The 3,870-nt window shown below is 49.0% G+C and carries 2 protein-coding genes; one reads left to right on the top strand and one right to left on the bottom strand.

What is annotated here, in order from left to right; translation table 11 throughout:
* Window positions 1-74: 74 nt before the first annotated feature.
* Complete coding sequence (locus tag QUA00_RS36170; RefSeq protein ID WP_333413386.1) at window positions 75-1,757, bottom strand: tetratricopeptide repeat protein; 1,683 nt, start codon at window positions 1,755-1,757, stop codon at window positions 75-77.
* 546 nt (window positions 1,758-2,303) lie between these two features.
* Here QUA00_RS36170 and QUA00_RS36165 point away from each other — a divergent pair.
* The coding region (locus tag QUA00_RS36165; RefSeq protein WP_333413384.1) for an RluA family pseudouridine synthase at window positions 2,304-3,870 on the top strand (1,567 nt) is incomplete at its 3' end.

Raw genomic sequence — 3,870 nt, 5'->3', positions numbered from 1 at the left:
CGCCCTTTCTGGACGGGCGGGACGCCCATCCCACAAGAACCATCACGCATTGTAAGTTATTTAATTCTCATTCCTTACCACTTTCCTGACATCGCGCCCTTGAGTCTCAATTCTTCTCGACTAACTAGAGCTTCGTAGTAATCGGGTTTGATTTCGAGGGCGACTCCGTAAGAGCTAATGGCATCTTGAGTTCGCTGCAATTTTTGCAAAACGTCACCCCGCTGCGCCCAAGCTTCCCAGTTGTCTGGCTTGAGTTGAATCACTTGGTCAAAAGCGACGAGTGCTTGGGAATAGTTCTGCATTTCCCCTAGGATCAGACCTCGCTGTACCCAGCCTTGATAGTTATCCGGCCAGATAGTAATTGCTCGATCGTATGATGCTAGAGCTTGTTCGTACTGCTGCAATTTTGACAAAGCGTTGCCGCGTTGCAACCAAGCTTCAAAATTGTCTGGCACAATTTTTAGTACGCGGTTGTAAGCTGCGACGGCTTCTTCGTAACGCTGCAATTTTTCCAGCGCTGCGCCTTGTTGCAAGCCTACTTTTGATGTAATTTCTGCTTCTGAAGTCAGAGAGATTACTTTATCAAAACAGGCGATCGCTTCTTCGTATTGCTGCAATTTTTCCAAAGCTTCGCCTCGCAAGTTCCAAGCTTCTAGAAAATTACCTTCAATTTGTAGGGCATTGCTGTAAGCGATAATTGCCTCTTTGTACCGTTCCAATCCTGCTAGGGCGATGCCTCTACCCAGCCAAGCTTCGGGAAAATTCGGATTAATTTGAATGGCTTGGTCAAAAGCAGCGATCGCCCCTTCAAAATCTCTCGATTCTGACAGTGTTTGACCGCGCCCGATCCATGCTTCGGGATAAAAAGAGTTAATTTGAATTGCCCGATCGAAACAAGCAATTGCCGCGTCGGCCCACTGGTGTTTGAGGGCCATTCCTTTATAAAACCAAGCTTCGCAGTCGTTCGGTTGCATTTGCAGTACGCGATCGTAAGCTGTCACCGCTTCTGCATATTTGTGCAATTTTGCTGAAGCAATGCCCCGATTGAACCAAGCCAGACTATTTTGTGGTTGCAGTTGAATGGCGCGATCGTAAGAAGTTACAGCTTCAGCGTAGCGTTCGGCTTTCATCAAAGCCAAACCTCGGTTCAGCCAAGCTTCCCAATTAGTCGGGACGAGTTTCAGCGCGCGCTCAAAAGCCGCCACGGCTTCAGGGTAACGCTCCGCTTGAACCAACACATTGCCTTGCCGATACCACATGGCGGGCAAATTCGGATGAAGTTGGGTTGCTTTTTTGTAACAGGTTGCGGCTGCATCCCACTGCTGCAATTCCTCTAAAACTCTGCCTCGCTGATACCAAGCTTCGTGCTTTTCTGAATTGATTTGAATTGCGGTGTCGAAAGCCGCGATCGCTTCTGAGTGATTTTGCAAACTTAACAGCCCTGTGCCGCGCAGCATCCAAGCCCAGTATTCTTCCGGATTAATTGCTGTAGCTCGATCGGCGCAGGCTACGGTTTCTGCGTAGGAATGCAGTTGCTTGTAAGCTTTGCCCAGATTCAGCCACGCCCTGGCCCAGTCCGGCTTAATTTGAACCGCTTTTCCGTAGCAAAGGACTGCCGCTTCGTACCTTCCTGCGGCGTACAATCTATTGCCCCGATCGTAATCTGGAAATGCTGCAAAAATTCTTAAAATCGGCGGCAGCAGAGCTGGTTGGGGGTTTGAGGAGTTTTCAGGAGCCGAAGTCGAGAGGTCTGGCATACGCCTTGCACATAAAAAATTTAGTGGGATAACAAGCTTGCGGTCTTATATATTAACTTATGCTTTTCTTAATCTCGCTGCTGTTTTGAAACAAATTTAGCATATCAGGCTTGGTGCGACCAATCATTTTTACTTAATTCTCGTATGTATAAAATTATGCACCCTTCCCACTTTCGGTACACCCCTGTAAGATACGGTCAGTCGATTTTCGATTTTCGATTTTCGATTTTCGATTTTCGATTGACCGAAAGCATCCAGGATACAAGCCCCCGGATTCATTCCGAAAGCAGACTCAGGACGGAGAAATCAACAACGTGTATCCGATGAAACTGCCCCCCCGAATTTATCCGTGGGGTCAATGCTTAAATCTAAAATCTAAAATCTAAAATCTAAAATCGATTGACTCGACACATGAATCTGGGAGCTTGAAGCAGAGTCTAAAATTTTGATCTCTCCACGAGGAGTCTCGGAAACTTGTATCCGTTTTTGGGCGGGGTCAGGACACAAGAAAATATATCCTAATTCAGATTTAAAACCAAATTTAATATGTTAGAATTTTACGCGCTTTTAGATGTCACGGACTGTCATTGGGAGTCGATCGACTCGCAGCCGAATTATTGGTACCAAGGCAGTTGTCCTCAAAGTGGCGAGCTGCTGAGACTGCCGCGCACTCGAATGTCCGAGGATCTGGCGCGGGGTTTGATGCAGTACCTGGCGGCTGACGATTCCTACGATCGCGAAGGGAAGATGTACGGCATATTACTGGTGGAGAGGCCTTCGGGGGAACAGGGGATACTCAAAGCATTTTCCGGGCTGCTGAATGGTTGCAGCATTGTTGAAGGCTGGGTGCCACCGATTCCGGGACGAGCTCGTGTGGCTTTCGAGGAAGCCCGCACCTTAACTCAATTGGAGGAGATGAAACAGGAACTTATTGCACTGAATCAACTCCCGCAGCGACAAGAGTATGAAGCCTTATTTCGGGAGTTTGAAGTGCAAATGCAAGTTTTGAGCGATCGGCACCGCAATTGCAAGCAGCAGCGAGACGAAAAACGCCAGTTACTATGTCAAACTCTCGCAGCAGAAACACTAGAAATTGCCCTGGAACCACTGAATCAAGAAAGCCGTTTGGAGAAAATTGAACGCAGACAATTGAAACGACAGCGGGATGAAACATTGCAGCCCCTAAAACAATTAATTGAAGCTGCAGACGGGCGGATGCGCGCGTTGAAACAGCAGCGAAAAGAACTTTCCCGCGAACTTCAGACGCAAATGCACGCGGCTTACACTCTGATGAATTTTTTGGGGAAATCGAGCTCGATCTCCTCATTAATGCCAACTAATTCTATTCCCACTGGCACCGGCGACTGTTGCGCGCCCAAATTGCTCCACTACGCGGCAGTACACAATCTGAAACCGCTGGCAATGGCTGAGTTTTGGTGGGGGCCACCATCTGGCGATAAGATACAGGGAGAATTTTATGGCGCTTGTGGCGATCGGTGTCAGCCTTTGATGGGTTTTTTGCTGTCAGGATTGGCTCAAAATCCGATTGTTTCTACTAATATAAATGAGGGTTTAACAGGCGGGCTAGAAACCCAACCCCTACTCCCCACAAGGAATAATGTTTCTTGTGGAACGGGCATCTTGCCCGTTGCGGGCGGGCTAGAAGCCCAACCCCTACTCCCCACAAATCATCATATTTCTTGTGGAACGGGCATCTTGCCCGTTGCGGGCGGGTTAGAAGCCCAACCCCTACTCCCCACAAGCAATAATATTTCTTGTGGAACGGGCATCTTGCCCGTTGCGGGCCGGCTAGAAGCCCAGCCCCTACTCCCCACAAATCATCATATTTCTTGTGGAACGGGCATCTTGCCCGTTGCGGGCGGGCTAGAAGCCCAACCCCTACTCCCCACAAGCAATAATATTTCTTGTGGAACGGGCATCTTGCTCGTTGCGGGCGGGCTAGAAGCCCAACCCCTACTCCCCACAAGCAATAATATTTCTTGTGGAACGGGCATCTTGCCCGTTGCGGGCGGGCGAGAAGCCCAACCCCTACTCCCCACAAGCAATAATATTTCTTGTGGAACGGGCATCTTGCCCGTTGCGGGCGGGCGAG

Source organism: Microcoleus sp. T2B6, from assembly GCF_036700475.1.
Classification (GTDB): Bacteria; Cyanobacteriota; Cyanobacteriia; order Cyanobacteriales; family Microcoleaceae; genus Microcoleus.
This window is presented reverse-complemented; position numbering and strand designations above follow the sequence as displayed.